The 22,293-nt window shown below is 50.9% G+C and carries 24 protein-coding genes and 2 pseudogenes; 11 read left to right on the top strand and 15 right to left on the bottom strand.

Translation table 11 applies throughout. The features are described 5' to 3' along the window. The first annotated feature begins 9 nt into the window (after positions 1 to 9). Positions 10 to 1,647, top strand: coding sequence for a methyl-accepting chemotaxis protein (locus tag AC6I8L_RS20975; RefSeq protein ID WP_058961227.1), 1,638 nt, complete (start codon positions 10 to 12; stop codon positions 1,645 to 1,647). A gap of 71 nt (positions 1,648 to 1,718) precedes the next feature. After that, positions 1,719 to 2,921, top strand: coding sequence for an MFS transporter (locus AC6I8L_RS20970; protein ID WP_064511357.1), 1,203 nt, complete (start codon positions 1,719 to 1,721; stop codon positions 2,919 to 2,921). Between the two features lie 71 nt (positions 2,922 to 2,992). Here AC6I8L_RS20970 and AC6I8L_RS20965 read toward each other — a convergent pair whose 3' ends face one another. From AC6I8L_RS20965 to fliD, 4 genes are all read right to left on the bottom strand, one after another. Beyond that, complete coding sequence (locus tag AC6I8L_RS20965) at positions 2,993 to 3,328, bottom strand: SRPBCC family protein (RefSeq protein ID WP_058961225.1); 336 nt, start codon at positions 3,326 to 3,328, stop codon at positions 2,993 to 2,995. After that, complete coding sequence (locus AC6I8L_RS20960) at positions 3,325 to 3,639, bottom strand: ArsR/SmtB family transcription factor (RefSeq protein WP_034822684.1); 315 nt, start codon at positions 3,637 to 3,639, stop codon at positions 3,325 to 3,327. Before AC6I8L_RS20960 ends, AC6I8L_RS20965 begins: the two co-directional genes overlap by 4 nt. A gap of 25 nt (positions 3,640 to 3,664) precedes the next feature. Next, positions 3,665 to 4,273, bottom strand: a complete 609-nt coding sequence (locus AC6I8L_RS20955; RefSeq protein WP_058961223.1) for an ATP-dependent Clp protease proteolytic subunit — start codon at positions 4,271 to 4,273, stop codon at positions 3,665 to 3,667. 146 nt (positions 4,274 to 4,419) lie between these two features. Further along, positions 4,420 to 5,838 carry a flagellar filament capping protein FliD gene (gene fliD, locus AC6I8L_RS20950; protein ID WP_058961221.1) on the bottom strand — a complete coding sequence of 473 codons (1,419 nt, stop codon included), beginning with the start codon at positions 5,836 to 5,838 and terminating at the stop codon, positions 4,420 to 4,422. A 340-nt stretch (positions 5,839 to 6,178) separates the two neighbouring features. Between fliD and licT the strand changes: the two genes are divergently transcribed. After that, positions 6,179 to 7,042 (top strand): BglG family transcription antiterminator LicT, encoded by an 864-nt coding sequence (gene licT, locus AC6I8L_RS20945; RefSeq protein WP_058961220.1) that lies wholly within the window; start codon positions 6,179 to 6,181, stop codon positions 7,040 to 7,042. Positions 7,043 to 7,072: 30 nt separating this feature from the next. Here the strand turns inward: licT and AC6I8L_RS20940 are convergent, their stop codons facing one another. The 4 genes from AC6I8L_RS20940 to AC6I8L_RS20925 form a co-directional block, all read right to left on the bottom strand. After that, positions 7,073 to 8,467, bottom strand: a complete 1,395-nt coding sequence (locus tag AC6I8L_RS20940; protein WP_058961218.1) for a glycoside hydrolase family 1 protein — start codon at positions 8,465 to 8,467, stop codon at positions 7,073 to 7,075. Between the two features lie 15 nt (positions 8,468 to 8,482). Continuing rightward, complete coding sequence (gene bglF, locus AC6I8L_RS20935) at positions 8,483 to 10,351, bottom strand: PTS beta-glucoside transporter subunit IIABC (protein ID WP_058961217.1); 1,869 nt, start codon at positions 10,349 to 10,351, stop codon at positions 8,483 to 8,485. Between the two features lie 205 nt (positions 10,352 to 10,556). Continuing rightward, positions 10,557 to 11,279 carry a YoaK family protein gene (locus AC6I8L_RS20930; RefSeq protein WP_058961215.1) on the bottom strand — a complete coding sequence of 241 codons (723 nt, stop codon included), beginning with the start codon at positions 11,277 to 11,279 and terminating at the stop codon, positions 10,557 to 10,559. 134 nt (positions 11,280 to 11,413) lie between these two features. After that, on the bottom strand, positions 11,414 to 12,016 hold the full coding sequence (locus AC6I8L_RS20925; RefSeq protein WP_082678133.1) for a LuxR C-terminal-related transcriptional regulator: 603 nt from the start codon (positions 12,014 to 12,016) through the stop codon (positions 11,414 to 11,416). Positions 12,017 to 12,214: 198 nt separating this feature from the next. Between AC6I8L_RS20925 and AC6I8L_RS20920 the strand changes: the two genes are divergently transcribed. Then, positions 12,215 to 12,400: a con-10 family general stress protein gene (locus tag AC6I8L_RS20920; protein WP_072016973.1), complete on the top strand. Its 186-nt coding sequence runs from the start codon at positions 12,215 to 12,217 to the stop codon at positions 12,398 to 12,400. 41 nt (positions 12,401 to 12,441) lie between these two features. Here AC6I8L_RS20920 and lepB read toward each other — a convergent pair whose 3' ends face one another. Further along, on the bottom strand, positions 12,442 to 13,377 hold the full coding sequence (gene lepB / locus AC6I8L_RS20915; protein ID WP_058961212.1) for a signal peptidase I: 936 nt from the start codon (positions 13,375 to 13,377) through the stop codon (positions 12,442 to 12,444). Between the two features lie 225 nt (positions 13,378 to 13,602). Between lepB and AC6I8L_RS20910 the strand changes: the two genes are divergently transcribed. Then, positions 13,603 to 13,854: a hypothetical protein gene (locus tag AC6I8L_RS20910; protein ID WP_034822671.1), complete on the top strand. Its 252-nt coding sequence runs from the start codon at positions 13,603 to 13,605 to the stop codon at positions 13,852 to 13,854. Positions 13,855 to 13,923: 69 nt separating this feature from the next. On the opposite strand, the gene AC6I8L_RS20905 is transcribed toward AC6I8L_RS20910, so the two are convergent. After that, complete coding sequence (locus AC6I8L_RS20905; RefSeq protein WP_255492405.1) at positions 13,924 to 14,049, bottom strand: hypothetical protein; 126 nt, start codon at positions 14,047 to 14,049, stop codon at positions 13,924 to 13,926. Between the two features lie 263 nt (positions 14,050 to 14,312). Beyond that, positions 14,313 to 14,513, bottom strand: coding sequence for a hypothetical protein (locus AC6I8L_RS20900; RefSeq protein ID WP_058961210.1), 201 nt, complete (start codon positions 14,511 to 14,513; stop codon positions 14,313 to 14,315). A 250-nt stretch (positions 14,514 to 14,763) separates the two neighbouring features. On the opposite strand from AC6I8L_RS20900, the gene AC6I8L_RS20895 reads away from it, so the two are divergent. Continuing rightward, positions 14,764 to 14,961 (top strand): hypothetical protein, encoded by a 198-nt coding sequence (locus tag AC6I8L_RS20895; RefSeq protein ID WP_058961208.1) that lies wholly within the window; start codon positions 14,764 to 14,766, stop codon positions 14,959 to 14,961. Continuing rightward, positions 14,962 to 15,750 (top strand): hypothetical protein, encoded by a 789-nt coding sequence (locus AC6I8L_RS20890; RefSeq protein ID WP_058961206.1) that lies wholly within the window; start codon positions 14,962 to 14,964, stop codon positions 15,748 to 15,750. Here AC6I8L_RS20890 and AC6I8L_RS20885 read toward each other — a convergent pair. Then, positions 15,742 to 17,514: a sensor domain-containing phosphodiesterase gene (locus tag AC6I8L_RS20885; RefSeq protein ID WP_058961205.1), complete on the bottom strand. Its 1,773-nt coding sequence runs from the start codon at positions 17,512 to 17,514 to the stop codon at positions 15,742 to 15,744. The two genes, AC6I8L_RS20890 and AC6I8L_RS20885, sit on opposite strands and share 9 nt — an antisense overlap. 752 nt (positions 17,515 to 18,266) lie before the next feature. Here AC6I8L_RS20885 and AC6I8L_RS20880 point away from each other — a divergent pair. From AC6I8L_RS20880 to msrA, 3 genes are all read left to right on the top strand, one after another. Next, the gene (locus tag AC6I8L_RS20880; protein ID WP_034822655.1) at positions 18,267 to 18,512 is read left to right on the top strand and encodes a ParD-like family protein; all 246 of its coding nucleotides are present in this window, start codon (positions 18,267 to 18,269) and stop codon (positions 18,510 to 18,512) included. Beyond that, positions 18,509 to 19,297: a type I methionyl aminopeptidase gene (gene map / locus AC6I8L_RS20875; RefSeq protein WP_058961203.1), complete on the top strand. Its 789-nt coding sequence runs from the start codon at positions 18,509 to 18,511 to the stop codon at positions 19,295 to 19,297. The genes AC6I8L_RS20880 and map overlap by 4 nt, the downstream gene beginning before the upstream one ends. A 106-nt stretch (positions 19,298 to 19,403) precedes the next feature. Further along, a complete protein-coding gene (gene msrA / locus AC6I8L_RS20870) occupies positions 19,404 to 19,937 on the top strand; it encodes a peptide-methionine (S)-S-oxide reductase MsrA (protein ID WP_058961201.1) in 534 nt (177 codons plus the stop codon). Here the strand turns inward: msrA and AC6I8L_RS20865 are convergent. Next, positions 19,934 to 20,840 (bottom strand): annotated as a pseudogene (locus tag AC6I8L_RS20865) (LysR family transcriptional regulator). The gene msrA and the pseudogene AC6I8L_RS20865 overlap by 4 nt on opposite strands. A 145-nt stretch (positions 20,841 to 20,985) precedes the next feature. On the opposite strand from AC6I8L_RS20865, the pseudogene AC6I8L_RS20860 reads away from it, so the two are divergent. Continuing rightward, a pseudogene (locus tag AC6I8L_RS20860) lies at positions 20,986 to 21,078 on the top strand (hypothetical protein); the annotation flags it as partial. A 72-nt stretch (positions 21,079 to 21,150) separates the two neighbouring features. On the opposite strand, the gene AC6I8L_RS20855 reads toward AC6I8L_RS20860, so the two are convergent. After that, positions 21,151 to 21,558, bottom strand: coding sequence for a hypothetical protein (locus AC6I8L_RS20855; protein ID WP_034822646.1), 408 nt, complete (start codon positions 21,556 to 21,558; stop codon positions 21,151 to 21,153). An 80-nt stretch (positions 21,559 to 21,638) separates the two neighbouring features. Continuing rightward, on the bottom strand, positions 21,639 to 22,247 hold the full coding sequence (locus AC6I8L_RS20850) for a LysE family translocator (RefSeq protein ID WP_058961200.1): 609 nt from the start codon (positions 22,245 to 22,247) through the stop codon (positions 21,639 to 21,641). Between the last annotated feature and the right edge of the window lie 46 nt (positions 22,248 to 22,293).

Here is a 22,293-nt window from a genome sequence, read left to right as displayed (position 1 = left end):
GATAATTAGATGAACATCTCCCAGCGTCTCTTGCTGACCCTTTCCATGTTGTTTGGCGCCATCATCCTGCAGGCGATTCTTGCACTCTCGCTACTGTCAGGATTTCAGGACCGTTTTGAATTTGTGCAAACTAACGCCATTCCTTCGATTAAGGACATCGGCAAATTGATCGACCAAAGTAACCAGCTGGCCATTACGCTGTACAAACACCATAGCCAGATTCACGACAGCAACATGCCTGCCGTAGAAAAACAGATCGATGAGCAAATCAATGGACTGAAAGCGCTGACCGATTACTACATGGCGAACGATATTTCAAATGAGGAAGACAAACGCCTGACTAATGTCGCTTTTGATAATATCCAGCACGTGGCATCGCAGTTACCTGCATTTCTCACAGCGTCACGTGCTCACCAGAATGAAGTGAGCCTGAGTTTGCTGGAAGGAGATAGTGGTGTGGGTGCCGCCATTCGTCAGATGATCGCTGATTTTCAAACTCAGTTGGCACTCAATATTACTGCGGGCGACGCATTGCGCGCCACCAATCAAAGCACCTTCCATTTTGTCTTTTGGGCCACCGTTGCAGGTGTCGCGGCGACAGTGGTGATCTTCGGTCTGTTCTCGCTGTTTACCGTGATGCGTATTCGCCGCAGTTTGGGCGCGGTAGGCAAGGTCATGCTGACAGCCAGCGAGAACCTCGATCTGACTTTAAGCGCCGATGAAAGCCGGCGAGATGAAGTGGGCAATATGGCACACTCCTTCAATATTTTGATGCAGCGCGTCTCTGAAGCCCTCTCTTCAGTGCGTAAAGCGTCTCAGTCCGTGAGCAGCGCTTCGGTGCAGATTTCAGCGGGCAATGAAGATCTCTCTTCACGCACCGAACAGCAAGCGGCATCGCTGGAGCAAACGGCTGCCAGCATGACGGAACTCAGTGAGACGGTGCGCCAAACGGCGGACAACACCCATCAGGCGAGCCAGCTGGCAGCCAATGCCAGCGCGCTGTCAGAGAAAAATGGAACCTCGCTCACCACCATGCTGTCGACCATGGACGAGATTCGTGGCAGCTCGCGCAAAGTGACTGAGATTGTCTCGATCATAGAAGGTATCGCTTTCCAGACCAACATTCTGGCCTTGAACGCGGCGGTTGAAGCAGCGCGCGCCGGTGAACACGGTAAAGGCTTTGCGGTGGTTGCCGGTGAAGTGCGTAGCCTGTCTCAGCGCTCAAGCAACGCAGCGCGCGAGATCAAAGTGCTGATTGAGGAATCTCATCGTTTAACCGAATCGGGTGCCACGCAAGCCAGTGATGTGGGCCGCAATATGGACGTGATGAATGATGCCATTCACCAGGTGAGTCAACTGGTGAGTGAGATCGCTGCGGCAGCCGTGGAGCAGAGCCAGGGCATCGTTCAGGTGCAGCAAGCGGTTAATCAGATGGATGATGTTACCCAGCAGAACGCCGCCCTTGTGGAACAAGCCGCGGCCGCTTCGCAATCGCTGCAAGAGCAGGCGGGTAACCTGAATCAGCTGGTCGGTAAATTCCATGTCAGCGATGTCATTGACGTTCCACAGACCATCATCCGAACGCCATCGCACCCCAAGCCACAGCGTTTAGCGGTGGTTAATGACGCCGACTGGCAGAGTTTTTAATCACTGCTTCTCCCCGCGTCGCGCACGCGGGGAGCCTTTCTGTTACCCTTTCCGATAATTTATGGATGGGGATGAATATGGATTTACAGCAACAGCTACGCGGTAAATGGGCGATCTACGGCCTGATGTTTTTACCCGGTTTCACCTGGGCTTCGTGGGTGAGTCGTACGCCTTACATGCGCGATATTCTGCATGCTTCCACTGAAATGATGGGCATGATCCTGTTCGGCTTTTCCTGTGGCTCAATGTTATGCGTTCTGCTGGCAGGCAAACTCATCACCCACTTTGGCACTAGCCGTGTCATGCGTTATGGCTTTGTGCTGCTGATGAGTGGCGTCGCTGTCATGTTAGCTGCCCTTCTACTGCACAGCGCGTACGGTGTCTTCGCCAGCCTGGTGTTACTGGGCGGAGGGACAGCGTTAATCGATGTCGTGATAAACGTTGAAGGCGCAGCGTTTGAGCGTCTGATTGGCAAATCGATCATGACCACCATTCACGGCTTCTTTAGCTTTGGCACGCTGATTGGCGCGCTTTCAGGACTTGCCATGACAGCAGTTGATGTCAGCATCACCTGGCACTTTGCCTTCGTGGTTCTGGTGAACCTGCTAATTGTCTCCGCAGCCCTGCGTCATTTACCCGCCTCCAGCGACAGCGAACGACATGAACAGGCGCACAGCGGCGGCTTCCTCGCTCAGGTCGGACGCGAGCTGCGCGATCGCCAACTGCTGATCCTTGGGGTGGTGATTTTGGCGATGGCGCTGGCAGAAGGCTCTGCCAATGACTGGCTACCGTTACTGATGATCGATGGTCATAATCTTAATCACACGCAAAGCACGCTGGTGTACGCGGGGTTCACTGCGGGCATGACGGTGGGTCGTTTCCTTGGCGGATATGTGGTGGATCGCCTGGGCCGTGTGCTGGTATTACGCGCCAGCGCATTCTCAGCCGCATTGGGTCTGGCGATGGTGATTTTCTCCAACAACCAATGGCTAGCGGCGGCGGCAGTGTTGTTCTGGGGGATTGGCGCTTCGCTCGGCTTCCCACTGACCGTGTCGGCAGCTGGCGATGGCAAAAACAGCGCGATTCGCGTGACCATCGCCGCAACGCTTGGTTATCTGGCCTTTCTGGTGGGACCGCCAGGACTGGGGTTTATTGGTGAACACGCGGGTCTGCGCATGGCGATGTTGCCGGTGCTGGTGATGGTGTTGCTGGCGTTAGTTTGTGCAGGCGCGGCAGGATCTCGTGATGCTAATAAGGCTGATCAACCCGTGTAAAGCTGGCGGCCTTCGGGCCGCCAGAAATGTACGTTTTGGGAATAAGGCGCGCTAAAAAAATTAGCCCGAGGCTATGCCGCCAGCATCAATGGACCATTTTCATCATTTGCGGCCTGCAAGTGCAGATCAGCAAGGCGATGGACGATAGTCAATCGGGTGCCACCCGCGTCATCGGGCGCGATTAGAAACGTCACGTCACTCTTCAGGTAAGGTGGCGCGTCATCACGTAACCGGTAATGGATCGATTTTCCAGGATCGCTGGCAATAGGTTCAGCCTGCGTTAATACGGCGTTGGGTAGCCAGGCTTCCCGGTACTCCGCAATACTGATAGCGCGCCACACTTTCTCCGGCGGCGCATCCAGTTGATACTCTTGTACCAGTTCGTTGGATTTTTCGGCTTTACTCATTGGTCCATATCCTTCAGCAAACTTTTCAGGGCATCAATGCGTGTCGGCCAAAACGCGCGATATTTGGCTAGCCAGTTGACCAGAAACGTCATGCCAACCGGGTCGACTTCATAGTTCACAAAGCGCCCTTGCCGCTCTTCACGCACCAGCCCCGCCCCCCGTAACACCGCGAGATGTTGAGACATCGCCGATTGGCTGATCTCCATCCCGTCGCGCAATGCCGTGGCATTCATGCGCCCCACCGACAGCTTTTCAAATATGGCACGGCGGGTCGGATCCGCCAGTGCTTTGAATATCGCATTTTCAATCATACTGATGACATTAGCACTGGCTTATTTAAGCAGCAAGATAATGCGCAGCGATCTCTTGCTCGGTGACGATCACTTTCGACACCAAACCGTATTCCACCGCCTGCTCCGCACTCAACCAGAAATCACGCTGAGTATCTTGCTCAATCCTCTCAATCGCCTGCCCGGTGGCATCCGCGAAAATATGATTGAGGCGATTTTTCATGCGCACGATTTCATTGCTGTAAATCTGCATATTGCTGGCGGGGCCTTGCATGCCGCCGGAAGGCTGATGCAGAAGGAAGCGGGTGTTGGGCAACGCATAGCGATTTGCTTTGTTGGCGGCAACATAAATCAACGCACCTGCGCTGGCCACACAACCAGAACCAATCAGGATCACTTCGGGTGTGATAAAGCGTATGGCATCAAAAATCATATCGCCCGATTCAGCATGACCGCCAGGAGAGTTGATGAAGATCGTGATCGGTCGATCGCTGAGAGCGGCGAGGATGTGCAGATGCTGAACCACCTCTTTGGCCATTTTTTCATCCACGGTGCCGGTAATGAAAATCTTGCGTGCGTTGATCAGATGTTCCATCAGCGATGGGTTAAGTGGCGGTGCTGCCGGTTCAGAAGGTTCGGTGTTACTGTCGCGCATGGAATCACTCCGCAAAAGATAGGGACACCAAACACATTAGCACTTACTTATCCATTAGGCGAATATGATGCAACGTCAATCGATGACGATGTTAATCAGTAGGGCACCGAAAAGTGCCCTGACACGCCGCTATTGGCGGGGAATAATTATTTTTTGCTGTTGCTGCTGGTCATATTATCAAACTGCTGTGTGAGATAGTTGCTGGTGCTATTCAGTACGCTGACCACTTTATCCAGATTGGTGAACTGAGTTTTGTAGCGTGCGATTTTGTCATCAATGCGTTTACTGGTGGTGTTGTACTGATCGGTCAGCTGGTTCAGTTTTTTACTGATGCTGTCCGTCGCCCCCTGAATCACGCCTTTACTGCTGAGAAACGCGGTAAAAGTGGTATCCAATACCGTGCTGACGCCGGTTTTCTTACCATCGCCGGTGTACATATCACGAATGGCGTCAGGCCTGACTTTCAGTGCACTGGAAAGTTTGTCCGCATCCAGCTTCAATTTCCCATCGGTGGGATCAGTGGTAATACCCGCCTGGCTGAGCGTTTTGTAAACTCCCGAACCAGAGGCGTTGGCAAGAATGCTCTTTAACTGGGTCTGGATGTTACGCAGCGTGCCGTCACCCAGCAGTGCACCGTTTTTGCTGTCCGGTTCTTTACCCGCATCCACCGCTGTGTAGCGGGTAAGATTGCCCATCGTATCTTGCAGCGAATTGTAGGCATTCACCCAATCGGTGATGGCGCTTTTCGCCTTGCTGGTGTCAGCGCTGACGGTCAACGTCTGAGTGCCGGTCGTCTGATCGTTCAGCTTGAGCGTAATCCCTTCCACGGCGTCTTCAATGGTGTTGCTGCTGCTTTGAATTGCCACATTGTTGACGGTCAGGCTGGCATTTTGCGCTTCCACACTCTGAACCATGTGACTGTTAGCTTGATCGGATTTATCAAATCCAACAAAACCGTGCAGCGTATCATCACCCGTTACGCTTAAAGAGGTCACTGCGTGGTCGGTTCCCGTCGCCTTCGAGGTTAATGACAGACGGTATTCTGTTCCTGACACTTTGATCAAACTGGCGCTGATCCCCACATCGGACTTGTTAATGGTGTCACGCAGCGCTGTCAGGGATGTCTGATCTTTGGTTAACGAAATGCTCTTCTCTTTGCCATCCGCAGTGACAAATTTCAGGGTACGCGATGCCGCATCGCTGCCTAGAGCCGCTTTGACATCGGTTTTCGCATCGCTGGTCAGCGTTTGCGATTGCGCCAGATGATCCACGCTGATGGTGTATTTTCCTGCCAGCGCGCTGCCATTGGTATCCGCGCTAAATGCACTCGAACTGGAAGTGGTACTGGTCGCGGTATAGAGACTCGCATCCTTTAATTTGGTGTTAGCCGTCTGAAAAGCCTGAATCGCGGTTTTAAGTGTGCCGTAAGCAGAAAGCTTCGCCGTGGCGGCAGATTGCTGCTTCGAAATCGGTGTCAGTGACTGTTTTTCAGCGGCGGTCAGCTTATCCAAAATGGTACTTAAACCCAGTCCTGAACCCACACCTAAAGTTGAAATCCCGGCCATGTACGTAACTCCTGTTATTTTGACGTTACGGTACTATCGGCGACTTAACGCAAACCTTTAAGAAAACCTGATCATTTCTTTACTATTTCCTTACGAATATCCTTACAGTTTGCACAACATCAGTGCAGACGCGGCTTCAGGGGCCATTGCCCTGTTTTTCCTCCATCACTTCGCGACGCAATAAAACATGATGTGTCTCACATTTAACGGTCAGTATGCTTGTCGGAATCACAGAGCGGCTTATGATCACGCCAGATTGTTACTGCGCACAAACGCAGGCAAAACCTGACACGCCGCCCTCCCGGTGGGTCAGGTTTTTTCTTTTTCAGGGCTGATAAAAATGAAAATCGCGAAGATCCTCAATAACAATGTCGTGGTCGTACTGGGCGAGAACGGCAAAGAACAGGTCGTGATGGGTCGCGGGCTGGCTTTTCAGAAGCGTGTGGGCGATGCGCTGGATGCGCAGCAGATTGAAAAAGTCTTCGCACTGCAGAGTGACACCCTGACAGGAAGGCTAAGCGAGTTGCTTTCTGATATCCCGCTGGAAGTCATCACAACCAGCGAGTTAATCATCGCCAGCGCACGTCAACAGTTGGGTCAGCCGCTGCATGAGAGCCTCTCGATTGCGCTGTGCGATCACTGCCATTTCGCGATTGAACGCCATCAGCAAGGCATTCCGATTCGTAATGTATTGAAGTGGGAGATCAAAACGCTCTACCCCAAAGAGTTCGCGATTGGCATGGAAGCACTGGCCTTGATCAACAAACGCCTCGGGGTGGCGTTGCCTGACGATGAAGCAGGCTTTATCGCCCTGCACTTAGTCAACGCGCAACTGGGCAGCAACTTTGCCGATGTCTCTCATGTGACGCAATTTATGCAGGAGATTTTGCATATCGTGAAGTATCGGTTGCAGCTGGATTACCGCACCGACAGCCTGAGCTATAACCGCTTCGTTAACCATTTGAAGTTTTTTGCCCAGCGCATGCTGGGCAAACGCGGCGTGTGCAGTGAAGATGAGTCATTGCATGATGTGGTGCGCGACAAATATCCGATTGCTTATCAATGCGCGGTGAAGATCGACAGCCATATCCAGCAAAAATATCTCTATGCCCTCTCGGCGGAAGAGCGCATGTTTCTCACCATCCATATTGAGCGAGTTCGCAAAGAGACATTAGCGTTGCAGGAAGATGCCGACGAGGCGTAAAAACGGGCGCCAGCACGCCCGTTAGCGGGTTTATTTCAATGCCGCGCCGTGGCTACGGATCACATCCTGATACCAGAAGAAGCTCTTTTTACGCGAGCGTTCCAGCGTGCCGTTGCCCGCATCATCACGATCAACGTGAATGAAACCGTAACGCTTCGAGAACTCGGCTTTAGAGGCGCTGACCAGGTCAATCGGTCCCCAGCAGGTGTAGCCCATCACTTCCACACCATCCTCAATCGCTTCCCGCACCTGCACTAAGTGATCATTGAGATACTGGATGCGGTAATCGTCATTGATGCTGCCATCGGCCTCAACCACATCTTTGGCACCCAGGCCATTTTCCACAATAAATAGCGGCTTCTGATAACGGTCGTACAAGATGTTAAGCAGAATACGCAGACCTTCCGGATCAATCTGCCATCCCCACTCTGAGCTGGCGAGATGCGGATTCGGCACCATCGACAAGATATTACCCTGCGCTTTCTGGTTCTCTTCTTCATTGGTGGTGACGCAACCGGTCATGTAATAACTGAAGGAGATGTAATCCACAGTGTTGCGCAGGTCGCGTTTGTCCTCATCCGGGATGCTGACGGTGATTCCGCGATCGGCGAAGAAGCGTTTCATGTAAGCCGGATAGGCACCGCGCACCTGCACATCACCAAAGAATAACCACTCGCGATTCTGCTGCAACGTTTCCAACACATCGGCAGGACGGCAGCTGAGCGGATAGAGCAACGCACCCAGCAGCATGTTGCCGATCTTACCGTCCTTAACAATCTCATGGCAGGCTTGTACGGCGCGGCCGCTTGCCACCAGTTGATGATGAATCGCCTGATAGATCGCCTGTTGATCGCTCTCTTCCGGTAGTCCAACGCCAGTAAAGGGCGCATGCAATGACATGTTGATTTCATTGAACGTCAGCCACAGCTTCACTTTATGCTGGAAGCGAGTGAATACCGCGCGCGCATAGCGTTCAAAACAATCAATAGTGATGCGATTGCCCCAGCCGCCGTATTTTTTGATCAAACCGTATGGCATTTCGTAATGTGACAACGTCACTAGCGGAGTGATGTTGTACTTTGCCATTTCATCAAACAAACGATCGTAAAAGGCCAACCCCTCCTCGTTTGGCTGAGCTTCGTCTCCCTGCGGGAAAATACGCGTCCATGCAATCGAGGTGCGCAGAACGGTAAAGCCCATCTCTGCGAACAGCTTGATGTCTTCCGGGAAGCGATGATAGAAATCAATCGCCGTGTCTTTGATGCCAAAATCATTGCCGCTGCGTTCAACGCGCGCGCCAAAAATACCTTTGGGTTGCAGATCCGAGGTCGATAGCCCTTTACCGCCCTCCTGCCAGGCGCCTTCCACCTGATTGGCGGCCACGGCGCCACCCCATAAAAATGCATCCGGGAAACGTGTAGTCATTTACTTGCTCCTTGGTTATTTCAGCACGGCCAGCAGCGGCGAGCCTTCACTCACTGCGCTGTTGTTCAGGGTTATTACATCAATAAATTCATCGCTGTTGCTCACCAGCACCGGTGTGGTGAGGTCGAATCCAGCGTTTTTGATCGCCTCGATATCAAACTCCAATAGCACATCGCCCACTTTCACTGGCTGATCGTTTTGTACCTGAGGATGGAAATATTGCCCGTCGAGTTTGACGGTATCGAGTCCAACATGAATCAGCACTTCCGCGCCTTGATCTGACGTCAGGCCAATCGCATGTCCGGTGCGGAACATGGAGGAAACTACGCCATTGACCGGCGATACTACACGGCCCACGTGCGGCAGAATGGCCGCGCCCTTGCCGAGTAAACCGCTGGCGAAAGTTTCATCTTTGACTTTATCCAGCGGCAATACGTCACCCGCAATCGGGCTCACCACGCTTTCACGGCGCGTTAATGTCGCAGGCGCGGGAACGGCAACGGGTTCAGCCAAAGCGGGTTGTGGCGCTGACTCTCGTAAACCAAACACATAGGTCATGGCACAGGCGAAAACTAACGCGACCGCCGCACCGGCAAAGGACGCCAGCACGCTGGCATCAATACCCGTGCTGGGCACGACCTGAATAAACGTGAAAATACTGGGGAAGCCAAAGGAGTAAATGGTGGTGTGCCAGAAGCCCAGAATGGCGGCACCCAGCGCGCCACCGATACAGCCGAAGATAAACGGACGACGACGTGGCAGCGTAACGCCATACACTGCGGGTTCAGTGATACCAAAAATGCTGGCAGTGAATGCCGAGCCAGCCATCGCTTTGAGTTTGATATCACGCGTGCGCAGGAAGATCCCCAATGTCGCGCCCGCCTGTCCTAATACCGCCGGCATCAGTAATGGCAGTAAGGTATCGTGACCGAAGTTGGCCAGATTGTTGAGCATGATCGGCACCAGTCCCCAGTGCAAACCAAATATCACACAGATTTGCCAGATGGCGCCCATCACCGCACCTGCAACCATGGGGCTGAGGCTGTAAATCCACAGATAGCCCTCCGCCAGCAAGCGACTGAGCCAGGTGGCTGCCGGGCCAATCGCCAGAAAAGTGAGCGGTACGGTGATTAGCAAGCACACCAGCGGCGTAGTGAAGTTACGCACCGCACCGGGAGAACGCGGATGTACCCAACGCTCAATCAGGCTTGAGACCCACGCAGCAAAGATAATCGGGATCACCGAGGAGCTGTAATTGAGTATTTCCAGCGGGATGCCGACAAAGGTCAGTGGCTTTCCTGCCTGCTGCTGTTGCATCGCTTCAAGTATCAACGGATGTACCAGCGCTGCGGCAATCGCCATGCTGACAAAGGGGTTACCGCCAAATTTTTTCCCGGCGCTGTAGCCGAGCAGAATCGGCAGGAAATAGAACAGGCCATCGCTGGCGACAAACAACACTTTGTAGCTGCCGCTGCTCGCGTCCATCACACCGAGCACCAGCGCCAACGCCAGCAGTCCCTTGATGATGCCTGTCGCAATCATCACACCAATAAAGGGTGTAAAAATGCCGGAAACCAGATCGATAAAACGGGCAAACAGGTTTTGTGGCGTAGTGTCCTCCACGTTATCGGCATGATCGAGGGCATAGCGTGCCGTTAACGCGCGGTAGACCTCCGCAACCTGGTTGCCGATCACCACCTGATACTGTCCCCCGCTCTCCACCACCATGATCACGCCTGGGTTATTTTTCAACTCGGCGGTATGCGCTTTTTGGCTCTCTTTTAATTTGAAGCGCAGGCGCGTTGCGCAGTGCATCACGCTGATAATGTTATCTTTTCCCCCCACGCCAGCCACAATGTCATCTGCCAGTTCCTGATATTGCATCTTCCTTTCTCCTGCAAAACGCCTCGAATTTCGCGCAAAAAAAAACCTGAGGCGCGCCCTCTGCTATCGAGAAAGGGCGCGCCTCAGGTTTTGCCTGCCGAACAGTAACAATCCTTAACGCTGGTTATCTTGCTTAGCATTGCCAAAAAGTAGCAAGCAGTTTTCAAAAATCGCGCTGAAATATGTGAAGCGCGTCAATCATTGTTCAGGAGTGCAGCGCATGTCCGGCACGTTGTAATGCTGACAAAGCGAGGGCAGATAGCATCACACCAATCAAAATTAACAGTTTATAGCTCAGCGCGTTCAGCAGCAGAATACCCAGCACGCCGCCGAACAGGAATGCCATCACCGTGAAGAAGTGCAGTTTTAAACGCTCGATATAGAGCGGCGCATCTTTCGGGGATTCTTTACGGCGTAGCACATCAAACAACATGGCCAATTCAATGCCAATGTCGGTAGCGGTACCGGAGACATGGGTGGTGCGCACGCGTGCGTTGGAAATCCGGGTCACCACGGCGTTTTGTAATCCCATCAAAAAACTCAAACTGAGCACCAGCAATACGCCCGATTCACTAAAGCTGAACCAACTCTCAATGACGCCCAGCGCGAATAATGCCACGCCTTCCAGCAGGATGTTGATGGCATAAATCCCGCGAATTTGTCGCCTGCGTCCGGAGTTGATAATCAGGGTCGAGACAGAAGAACCCGCTATAAAGAGCAGCACGATGAGCAGGAAGAACAATCCGACATGCAGATTTGCTTTCGCCAGATGATCGGAAAGTGACGAGACGTTGCCCGTCATGTTGGCAGAGAAAAAACCGACGGTTTCAAATGCAGCTGTGTTCAGCGCGCCCGCCACAGCCGCCAGCGTGCAGGCGAGTCGGGTATCCGTATTAAAAGTGCGCGTGTTTTCGGAGGTGATCAGCATGGCTATTCCCGGCCCTGGCAAAGGGGAATATCTTCCTCCTGCGGGCCGGAATTCTCAAGCCTCAGGCAAAAAGCACCCTTTACTGACCGGGCATAACAGGGAGTTATGAGCGAGGGATATAGTCAGTAGAGGTATTAATCGACATGGGTTCGATTAAACCCGTATTGCGTAAGCCGTTGATGAAACTGAACATTATTCTCACAATTCAGTTTAGTGTAAATCGATCGCTTATAGTGACTGATGGTTTTGTTATTCAGTCTGACACGCAAGGCAATGTCCTGCTGACTGCTGTATCGGGCAAGCCATTTCAGCATGTGAAATTCTTGCAGCGAGAGCGAAGGAACACGGCTGCGTGTTGATGTATGCGGTCTCTTCTCAGCAAGTGTACTGACGTTTTGAACAATGCTGGCTAATGAGGATCTTTTTGTCAGAAATAAAACCGAGTGAAATTCATGGGCAAGAAAATTAAGCAGCGCAGCATCATTAATGTCGGTCAGTACCAACACGCGGATACAAGGATAAAGTGCCTGCAACAGGCGTAAAAACGCATAGGAAGATTCAATATCATCCGCTTCGGTTTTTAACTCAATAATCATTACTTCGATAGATTGATCGATTAATATTTTTTTTGCATCACTTAAAGATGAGCATGATATGAATTGGTAACCTACAGATATTAATAACTTTTCTAAGCCAAATGCGGCCCAGAAATTGGCTTCAACACATAATATTTTCATGTTTATTACTTAAACAATTAAAAAACCATTTAATCGTGATTAGTGGCTATTTTAAATCGGACAACATTTCTTTTTTTGTGCGATAAAGACTACAAAATATTAATTATCCCGCGCTGGCGAAGCCGCAATCGCGCACTAAAATTATGGAGTGACTAGCTAGTCCTTATCTCTCACGGAACATTGATATGAGGTCTTCCTATGAAACAACAGAGCTACAGAGGCGGTGCAGGGAATTTTGCTAACGATCCGGCACGCGCAAGAGAAGCTGGCAAAGCGGGAGGCAAAGCCAGTGGAGGCAACTTCAGAAACGATCCTGAACGCGCCGTTGAAGCGGGTCGGAAAGGAGGTAAGATAAGTCGCCGTCCTCCAACAAAGTCTGAGTAAAGCGCTTTAGGATTTGTTCTGCCAGGGACTGGCATCTTCTCTTAATGGATCCGCCCGATGCGACCTGGCCTCAACCCCGTTGGCCACTGCCCTTCCTGTTTTTCCATACTAAATCCAATCGCCACCGCTTTGCCCACCAGATTACGCTCAGGGACAAAACCCCAATAGCGGCTGTCATAGCTGTTGTTACGATTATCTCCCATCATAAAATAGCTATCCGCCGGCACCACCCACTCTCCAGGCTGCTGACCTGGCTGATGGAAAAATGCCGATGCTGAAACAGTCAATTCAGGCTTCTGCAAAATGCGATGCGTCACCCCCGCCAGCGTTTCAGTGCCCATCAGTAGACGCTGTTCATCAGGCTTTTCCTCGCCAATCGGTCTGGCATAAAAGCCCGGATGCATTCCGGCAGTCTCGACGAATTCGCCCGCTTTGAGCGCACCGTAATGAATGGCTAGCGCAGGTGCACAAGATTGATGGTCCTGGCAAAAAGGGAAAATAGTGAGCTGTTGTGCGGCTGGATTGAATATGACTTTGTCACCGGGCAAACCAATAACTCTTTTAATGAACAACTGTGTTTCGTCCTGAGGAAACGTAAATATCGCAATATCACCACGTTTAGGGTGTCCGGTGGCAAGCAACGTTTTCTGATTGAATGGATTTCGAAGCCCGTATGAATATTTATCTGCCAGCACCCAGTCGCCGGTGAGGAGAGTTGGCATCATGGAACCAGAAGGAATGCGAAAAGGCTCCCAGCCAAAGGCCCGAACCAGTAACACGATGACCAGTAACGGAAAGAGCGATGCGGGCGTATCCAGCCAACTCGGGAGGCGCTGAGTTTTACCCTGCTGTATGAGCGAAGATTCTGCCTGGTTTTTCTCAACGGTGATGCGCGTCAAAGCCCAAAGCCTGTATGTCCAACTCAGGCCGCTAAAAACCACAGCAATGGCCAGTATCAGGGCGAAGATGTTCATCATAAGAGGGTTCCAGCGCTGCCGCGTTATTCATCCGCATCAATCATTGCGGCTCGTTAATTTGCGCCGTCAATATAAACCAAATGTTAGGTTATCGCTCTCGTATCTGTGCTTTACGGCTCGCTTAATATGATGCGAATGTTGAGGCTTGAGTTATAGGCTTTTCAATGCCATATTCTTTTCAATAATGTGGCTTGCTTAATCTACATAACTTAATAGGGAGTGATAATGTCCACCGAAGAGAGAATAAAGGAACTTGAAGAAACGGTTCAGCGTTTAAAAATCGAAACTGAGGTGTTGCGTGAACTGATGATTAAACAGGTCGCGGTGAATAACATCACCTTTAAAGGGAAATATGATGAAGTCATTATTAACATGGCTAAAGAGTATGAAGAGCGCGGACTGGAAGTTGACCGTAACCGAGCCATGCATGAAGCGATACGGCAATACATCAAAGATGATGCATCATCCAATGATTGAAATGCTGTACCGCAATAATACCCTTACAAATCACGAAAAAGAGCCGCTTCCGCGGCTCTGAATTGAGAATCAGATCATCGGTTTTTGATCATCAGGTAAATCACGATCGTCAGTCTCATCATCCTCTTCATCGGGTAAGGGTAAATCGTCGCCAGGCAGCGGCTTAACATCATCTGGATCTGGACGTTCTGACATATATACCTCCATTCACCCTGATTGGGTATAAGTAGTTTAGTGGGGTGATGATTGATACGGTGCAGAAAATAACCGATTTTGTGAATCAAGCGTAGGATATTTTATAAAATATTTTAACCACTAGAAAAGCTTACTTTATAAACTACATGCTTCGTTTATTTCGAAATTACAGGGTGATTAATCAACAATTTCAATTGATTAAGCACACCCTAAAATTAGAGAGATGTTTTTTAAATGTCGGGTGAGATTAATTCTCAGCGGGACTATTTATCCTGATAAGGATCATGCTTGTGATCTTTACTATCATCGCGCGTGCGCGGAATCTCTCCATGATCTTCAGGGTTGTCTTTTGCCGGATGGTCATCCTCTTCATACGCATTGCCGACATTGGGGGCGGCTTCGGGAAGTCCCTTATGCACATCCCCTTCTTTATTACGTTGTTCATTCGTATGATGTTCTTTCATAATTAACCTCATATTTAATGTCTTTCTTATTGTAGTCTATTTTTAACGACAGGAAATGAATGCTGAACGTTTAAGCCAGTCATTATTAAAAGTGTTAAATTTTTCCGTTCACCTATGGTCTCGCTTACTTCAGCTTTTTAGACAGATTAATCCGTAAGTTCGAAAACACGCCTCTTATTCAAGTCACTAACCCAAATTCACATCGAAAAGTGTGCCATACTCTCGCTACCCAAATTAATTGGAACATAACATGTTTCACTTTGTTATCGCCCTCTTCAAGAGCCCTGAGTCATTGCTACAAGTGATGAGCCAGCAAGATATGAATGAATCCATTCAGGAGGGTGACAGGATCATTATTGATGAAGATGGCAACGCTTCGGTTAATCCGTTAAGTCCCAAAGTTCAGCGCGATTTTGCCCATCATGTCAAAACCTTGAAGGATATCTAAGTGGGAACGGCAATATTTATGGTGCTGATGGTGTGTGGCTATTGGTACACCAGCCGGGACATGTCGAGTCGGTTAAAAATAAAGCGTTCCTTTGGCTGGGATGTTTACTTTTTAATTGCCCTTTATGGTTGTATTTTTGTCTTACAGGGCGTGTTTGCCACCGGGATTGTCTGGCTGATATTACTCGCCGCTTCCGCAATCAATAATACTTTTGCACTTACCAGCCTGGTGCATGCCCGTTGGCATGTGGATTTTATGACCTGGAGCTTCCTGGGTATTCAGGCACCGGTCGTGATTATGCTCGCCTTTGCCGTGCTGTTTTGTGTGTATCGCTCAAACTGGGCTGGCAGCGCGCGATTAACCGCCAGCAGCCGCCGCGACCTCTATCAGCGATTGTCACGTTCGAACGGTATTGAACAGATGTTGTTGCAGTGTATGGAAGAAGGTGAGTTAGCCTGGATAACGCTAAAATCCCGACGCATCTACATTGGCATGATTCATGCCGCCACCTTCGAATATGCCAGCACGGCCAATATTGTATTAATACCGATGCTCAGCGGTTATCGCGATTCACGTACGTTGAATCTCGCCATTGAGCACAATTACAGCCGTTGGTACCATCAGCACCAAATTGATTTCATGTCGAAACCCAAAACAGCTTTAGCGTTTCGTAAAGTGATTATGGTGGAACAAATCGAGAGTCTGTCACTATTTGATCCCGCCAGCGCCAGTGCTCTGGCAATGGGTGAGGCAGGAACCGATGAAGTCAGGACAGACGCATCACCCTAACTTCCAGCGTAACCAATTATCCAGTTCGCTTTCAGGTAATGGGCGAGAATGAAAGAACCCCTGCGCCTGATCGCAACCGAACTCTTTTAACGCTTCGAGCGTCTCAATATTTTCCACGCCTTCCGCTAACACCACATAATCCAGTTCTTTGAGCATAGCGATAATGCTGCGGGTGATGATGCGTGACGCGGTATCCGTGGCAAGTCCGCCGACAATCGAACGGTCAAGTTTGACCACATCCAGAGGCATTTTTCGCAGATAACTGATATTGCTGTAACCGGTGCCGAAATCATCCAGCGCAATACCAAAACCGCGCAGTTTCAACATTTCCAGTCCCTTAATGGCCGCCGCGCTTTCGATGATGCGCTCAGTTTCCAGACACTCAATGCCGAGCAGATTCGTCGGCAGACGTGCCTTGATCATCTTATTCTCGAGCCTGTCAGCAAAACTTTCATGGATAAAGTCGCGCACGCTAACGTTCACGGTGACAGGCAACTGGATACCTTGCCCGTTGAGCCGTTTCAATCGCTCAATGGTTTTATCAATGACCCATTCGGTGATCTCTTGCAGCAACGTGGTTTGTTCCGCGAGCGGGATGAAAACTGAAGGAGAAAGTTCACCTCGGGTGGGATGGCGCCATCGGATCAGCGCTTCGAGCCCAATCGGTAAACCGCTGCTCAGACAGATTTTCGGCTGGAACACCAGATACAAGCCATGATTGTGCCGTACAGCAGTGGCCAGGTCGTTGACGAGAGTAAAGTCATCCGTTCGCCGCTCATCGTTTTCCTCACTGAAGTTCATACACGGGATCCCGCGACAAATGGCTTCATGCAAGGCGCTAACGGCTCGACGCAGCGCTTCCTGAGCGGAAATTTCTGACGGCGAAAAGAGGGTTTCACCGGTATGAGTCGCCAAATCGACCGATAAACCTTCGCCAATCTCGGCGCGTACGCCCTCCATGCGTCGCGCAACCCACTCGGCGCACAATGGACTTTCTTGTTGAGTTAATAGCGCAAACCGCCCGGTTGCCACGGTATAGAGCAGTTCATTTTTGCCGGGACGCAGACGTAGCGGCAGTAACGTTGCCATATCTTTGAGGAGCCCTTCGACAGGTGCCATGCCCAACGAACGCGCCAGCTCATAGGCTCGCGGCATATCGATGCAGTCGATCAACACCAGTCGATACCGCGTGTTATCACCCGCATTACGCAAGGCTTGCAGGTCTCTAATCAGTTGCTGTCGGTTAGGCAATCCTGTAACCAAATCGGTAAAACCGACAGAATGCCAGGCTTCAAGAAAGGAAATCACCAGCTGTGATAGCAACGTCATCGTCGCCAGCTTTTCAGCGCTAAAGGTATGTGGTTTTCTATCCACCACGCACAGCGTGCCTAAGACCAGCCCTTCCTGGCTCTTTAGTGGCACGCCCGCATAAAAGCGAACAAAAGGTTCACCTATAACAAAAGGATTGACGGAAAAACAGGCGTCCAGTTGGGTATCGGGCACCACCAGCGGTTGGTCCCCCTCGACCACGTACTGGCACAATGAATCGGCACGCAACGTTTCACCGACGTTAAAGTTGTGCGCAGCTTTGATGTATTGGAAATCATCGTCAAGGACAGAGATGAAACTGCTGGGAACATCCAGCGTTTTACTGACCAAATCAGTGAATTTACTCAGTACATCGTCACGGCAGATATCCGGATTACGAAGTGCCTGGAGCGTGATGCAGCCTGGCTTCAATTCGTTAGTTATGCTCATTTGCACTCGCCCATTCCATTGGCACGGATAGCAATGCTGAACTCAAAAGAATAACTTCATTATCATTAAGGAGAATATCCGCCATTTTGCGTCTATTTTGCTCATTATTAACCGGTGAATATCACCATATTATGCCCGCCATCACTGTTTGTCATGCTGAAATATCTTTACAAAAATCTTACATGAAAACTGAGTAAAGGTATCCTTCATCCCATTCAAGCGAGGCGTAAATTGATAACAAGGATTACGGCTGCCCAGAGATCTTATCAATAGCGCACGCATTAATAGAATTTAATGATTACCGCATAAAAATTCAGTCTGTTGTCCGTAGTTCAACAAGCACAGAAAACAATCAAATAAGCGATGCATCACGGCATATGTATTTCTGTCACATCGCTAAGTCGGTCCAGGTTTTCTCTTAATGATGCGTCTCGATTATTAGATTAATCTCTCTATCAAAGGATTATTTTATTTTAGCTGAGGTTTCAAATCCCGAACTTTCAACACCCTGCTCTGGGGAAATCCAGAGATATTACTCTGCAACGAATATTAAGCCGCTTCGCAGGGTATTTTTTCTTTAGTCTATCTTTTCCTCCACACATCACGCCACCCTGTCACGCCGTAGCAGGCTTAAACGGTTAAGAGGTGGAGATGCTGTACAGGGTCACGGCAAACTTCCCAACATCTCCCCTTTCATCTTATCCGGACGCAGCGTAATCTATATGCAAAACGACTATGTTTCATATACGGATCGCATAATGGGTATCGTAAAAATTTCTGATCTGATGCATGAGAATCTGCGTATCGCGAGCACGGCGTTAAGCCGTTCCATCAATGCGCAGGCAGAACACTGGATGAAGATTGGCATGCTGGCTGAGCTTTATCCTGACCTCAACCTTCAGGAACTGACGCGCCTGTTGATGCGTGTCGAACGTGACGGCGGCGCAGATTTAGCGCAGCTGCTTGACCAGCCTACATTAACCTCGCAGGGAATCGCGCAATGACCATCAAACTCCATTCTGCTGAAGAGATCGAACTGGCACGCGCTGCCGGACACGCCGCGGCAAAAGTGCTGGAAATCATCACCCCTTACGTCAAACCCGGCGTGACCACAGATGAACTGGACGCCATTTGCCATGACTATATTGTCAATGAACTGAAGGTTGTTCCCGCGAATATTGGTTATCACGGCTATACACGCACCACCTGTACCTCGGTAAACCACGTGGTGTGCCATGGCATTCCAGGTGAGAAGAAGCTCAAGAATGGCGATATCGTCAACATCGACGTCGGCATCATCAAAGATGGCTGGTACGGTGATACCAGCCGCATGTATTACGTGGGTGAGCCATCGGTGCGCGCTAAACGTCTGGTCGATATCACCTACGAATCGATGGTGGCGGGCATTAAAGTCGTCAAACCCGGTGCGACATTGGGTGATATCGGCGCCGCGATCCAACAGGTGGCGGAGAAAGCCGGATTTTCAGTGGTGCGTGAATATTGCGGACACGGTGTTGGTGAGATTTATCACGACGAGCCTCAGATTCTGCACTACGGTACGCCGGGCACAGGGATTGAGCTGCAGGCAGGCATGATCTTCACCATCGAGCCAATGATCAATGCCGGCAAAGCAGGCACCAGTGTTTTATCTGATGGCTGGACGGTGGTGACAAAAGATCGCTCGCTGTCGGCGCAGTGGGAACACACTATTGCTGTGACCGAGACCGGCTTCGATTTGCTTACGCCATGGCCTGAAGGCACAGGCGATTACGCAGCAATAGAAGCCTGAATGCGGCTTAGCGCGCTGACAGGCATTCAGGATGCGCCAATGCAGTGGCGTTACTTTTCACCGCCGTGTAAGGTAACGTCACTTTTTTTATCCGAAACTTAGACTGATGCGTGAACAAGCCATTTTTGCCGGCGGCTGCTTTTGGTGTACTGAAGCGATTTTCCAATCCATCCATGGTGTATTGAGCGTGGAAAGTGGTTATATCGGCGGCCATGTCTCGTCACCCACTTACGATCAAGTTTACAGCGACACCACCGGTCACGCCGAAGCGGTGAAAATCGAGTTCGATCCCGATCTCGTCAGTTACGACGATTTGCTCGACATCCACTTCGCGACACATGATGCCACGCAGGAAAACATCAAAGACGGCGTGGTGCGTTCACGTTATCGTTCCGCACTGTTTCCGACCAGCGATGCACAGCGCATTGCCGCTGAACAAGGGATAGCGCGTGCCGCTGCCGAACTCAGCAAGCCGCTGGTGACAAAGCTGGAACCGTTAGCCGAGTGGTACGCAGCCGAAGACTATCATCAAAACTTCTGGGAGAAAGAAGGACAGGAAAACGCCTTCTGTATGATGAATATCCCGGCAAAACTGCAGAAACTGCGCAATAAATTTCCGAAACAGGCATCGGACGCTTAACGCGCCATCTCATCGATAACCTGTGTGATGCGCTGAATCACCCTCTGCGCCGCCCGCGATAACTGTCGGGATGGCGCAGTACAAAGGGCCAACGTCAGCGGACGCATCACGCTGTTTTTCAGCGGCACAAAGCACAGTTGCTGCTCCTGCACTTCAGTCATCACATCCAACAAACTCAGCACGCTTACGCCAGTGCCCTGAGCAACCAAACTGCGTATCAGGCGAATATCGTTACAGGCAATAATGTTATCCGGCGCCATGCCCTGCTTGCGGTATAGCGCATCGACCCGTTCATGGACCACCAGCGAATCACCAGGAATGATATGCCGCTCCTGGCTCAATTGACAGAGCGATAGCGCATCGCACTGGCTCAATGGATGATCGGGCGCCATGACTATACCCATATCCAGTTCAGCAAACGCCAACACATCCAGTCCACTCTGTCCCGCCGGATCCAGGATCAAGCCAAAATCAATCGCAGACTGTCGAATCAATTGGCTGATGGCGTGGCTGTTGTCGACGGTAAGTTCCAGCCGCAGCCACTGATGTTCACGTGCAATATCCGCAATCGCATCAGCCACCGGTCCCTTAGTCAGTGATTGCACCAGATCCGCGCTGACGTTACCGCGCTTCAAACCCCTGTATATCGTCGAAACGCTGGCACGTAACGCGAAACTCGCGCTGCCAGCGCATCACATCGTCGTACAACAACTCACCGGCGGTGGTCATCCGCAGCCCATCCGGCAAACGCTCAAACAGCGGCGTACCAAAGCTCTCTTCCGCCTGCAGGATCTGCCGGTTAATGGCGGACGCGGAGACGTGCAGTTTCTAGGCGGCTTTACGTAAGCTGCCGCTGCGAGCCACTTCTGCAAAGTAAACGGAAAAGCGGGAAAACGGACTCATGCATCACCTGTACTGTTTTTTACAACACTTGATTGAATTCTGTCGGATGGATTTGTACAGAGCTAATTATTCACAATGTCCTGATAAAAATGAAGTCTTTCAGTCGCCCTCGTGAGCCAATGGCAGGAACATCATCATGAATACCCGCAACGTCGAGCTGCGGGTCCAGGTAGAAGATGTGCACGCTTTCAATCTGCGGGTATTTGAAGAGGATTGCCTGATGGTGGAAACAAAAAAAACGAGCGCCCGCCGCTGAACAGTTTATCGCGCTGTGCTGCTCACGCAGTCAATCGGGTGATTGACCTGTAACTTATTTAGTGCGCCACATGCGGTACTGTCCCCAGAAGCCTACTTCTGTGGCGTACTCCTGTGGCGTGCCGTCAGCCACAATATCCAGCGACTTGCGCATCCCCAGACTCATCACTGAACAGTCATTACTGACACGCAACTTGTGCAGACCATTTTCCAGATAAGCAGTGACAAACTGGTTTTGACGCAACATCGCGACATCCTGACCATCCACGTTCACCACGAATTTGCAGGTTCCACCGCTGGCACTTCCAATAAACTGCTTGAGGCGGGTAACAGTCACCGGTGTCTGCTTCTTGCTGGCATCCGGTGTCACCATTTGCTGATTGATGATGGTATCGGCTGATCCATAAGGTCTGGCGCACCCTGCCAGGGTTAAAACCGCTAACGCTATCAATGCTTTTTTCATTACTTTCCCTTTAGTCTGCTGCTCCATGCAGCCATTCACTATGCGTTATCGGCGTTTTGGGTAAAATCTTCAATACCACGCTATAACAACAAATGCCTCAGGTTGTAGAACGCTCCCGCCAGCGCGATCAGCAACAACATCAGCATTGATATTCGCTCCAGGCGCTGCTGATGTGCTCCCGGCAGCCAGCGCTTTACGGTGATGACATAAAACGCCAGCACCGCAAAATCGAAGGCCATCCACACCAGCGCCAGGGTGATCAGGCTGCTGCTCAGATCGGGCGTGATGGCGATAAACTGTGGAAAGAGCGCGGCAAAAAACAGAATATCTTTTGGATTAGAGATGCCCACCACAAAGCCTTTCAGCAATCCCCCCTGTGCTGCAGGCCGGTGGGCGGTTGCACTTGTCGCAGCACGTAAGCCTCGCCATGCAATCACGCCAATAAACAGGGAACCCAGCACCCCGGCGACTTGCAAACTCAAGGGATTGAGAGAGACCAAACCCGTCAACATCAGTGCAGCCAGCGCAATCAACACCAGTGATGCCGCGTTAGTGCCCACCACTGTGGCAAAAGCGCGTCGATAACCATGACGCGCGGCCGTGCCCGTGATCAGCGCCACCACAGGTCCGGGCGTCATTAACAGCAATAAAATCGCCAGCATATACGCCAGCAGCAGTGAGAGGTTCATGGTAACGACCTGAAACGTATTAGAAGGTCGCCAGTATGGCTTCTCG

It is taken from the genome of Type-E symbiont of Plautia stali (genome assembly GCF_059731115.1).
Note: the sequence above shows the minus strand (reverse complement) of the source record. Positions and strands in the feature narration are given on the sequence as shown.